Source organism: Akkermansia sp. GGCC_0220 (assembly GCF_017566105.1).
Taxonomy (GTDB): domain Bacteria; phylum Verrucomicrobiota; class Verrucomicrobiia; order Verrucomicrobiales; family Akkermansiaceae; genus Akkermansia; species Akkermansia massiliensis.
The window spans coordinates 1-1,529 of record NZ_JABFCI010000044.1 but is presented as its reverse complement, the minus strand read 5'-3'; the positions used below and the strand labels follow the sequence as shown (position 1 = coordinate 1,529).

Annotated in this window: 1 pseudogene; it reads right to left on the bottom strand. The window is 61.3% G+C overall.

Features of this window, described 5'->3' with window-relative positions:
• Positions 1–1,393 (bottom strand): annotated as a pseudogene (locus tag HJW02_RS12885) (hypothetical protein); the annotation flags it as partial.
• Between the last annotated feature and the right edge of the window lie 136 nt (positions 1,394–1,529).

Genomic DNA, 1,529 nt, shown 5'->3' with positions numbered 1-1,529 from the left:
GCTGCTCCGCAAGCCTTCTGACGGCAAAACGGTGGAAACGCCAAACGACCAGGAAAATCACCAGGGAAAGCGCAGCCATGCTGCCCCACAGCAGCCAGAACGCGGCGGAAGCCGCCCCTTCATCCCCCAATTCTCCGGCCTGGTTCCAATAATAATAGGACAGCACCGGATTCCAGGACAGGGTGCTGCCCGGCAGAAGATGGAGGCGCGCCATGCGGTTCATGGCCGGCAGATAAGCCGCCTGGGCGGATGCTTTCATCAGGGAATCCCCCTGCGCATCATCGCCCCGCGTATAATACACCTGGGCCAGCATATACATGGCCTTGGGGTCCCCCGTTGCGTCTGCCGCGCGCCGCAGCAGCCTGTAGGCTTCATCCGCATCCAGTTCCCCGCCCTTCCCGTTCTGGAGCAATTCCGCGGCCTTCAGGGCGGCAGGGGGGTAACCGATGGCAGCGGCTTCACGGTACAGGGCCAGCGCACGCGCTGCCTGTTCTCCGGAAGGAGAGCCTTCCATCAGCATGTCCGCCAGGGCAGCCATGCTGTACGGATCCTTCCATTCCGCACCTTTTTCAAACCAGTTGAGGGCTTTTTCCCGGTCAGGGGGCATATACTTGCCGTCCCGGTACATCATGCCCAGTTCCATTACGGCGCCCAGATCCTTCCGTCCGGCCGCCTTTTCAAACCATTCCACGGCCTTGGCCGCATCCTGCGGGACGCCCAGGCCATCCCGGTACTTGAACGCCAGAAGCCCCTGCGCCGTCAGGTTGCCGCTTTCCGCAGCATGAAGGAGGTACGGAACCGACTTTTCCGGAGAGCTGTCCGGAACCAGCTTCCGTTCATAAACAAGGGCCGCCCACAACGCCGCCTTGGAATCGCCGGCGTCCGCCTCTTTCCTCCATGTTTGGAGGGCTTTTTCATAATAGAGGGACGCCGTTTCCTCATCCTTCGGACCGCCCGTTCCCTTGGAGGCCATTACAGCCACCTGGTACTGTGCCGCGGCATTGCCGCTGTCAGCGGCGCGGGTAAACCAGTACCGGGCCTTTTCCAGATTCCTGGGGTACAGGCGGCTGCCTGTATAAAACAGCTTGCCCAAATCCAGCATGGAATCCACGTCTCCTCCATTGGCCTCCTTTTCCGCCAGGGAAACGTATGCGGACATCCATTTGGACGTCTCCGGGGCATTCCCCTCCACATCATAATGCACCGCCAGTTCCCGGGCGGCAGCTTTATCCCCGTTATGGGCTTTCTCCCGGAGACCGGACAGATGAGCCCCGAAATCTCCCTCACCGGCAGAAGCCGGGGAGGGAGCATCCTGAGACGCATGAAGCGGAGGCTGCGCGAGGCACAGCCCCCACAATCCGGCAAGGAGCCACCATTTGCAATGCTTCTTCATACCGGAACAAGTCAATCATTAACGGCCCCTGTTTCCGCGGGAGAAACCACCGGAGGACCTGCCGCCAAAGCCCGGTTTGCGAAAGCCGCCTTCACGACGCTGGAAGCCTCCCTCGCGGCGGTCTCCTCCGAAACCG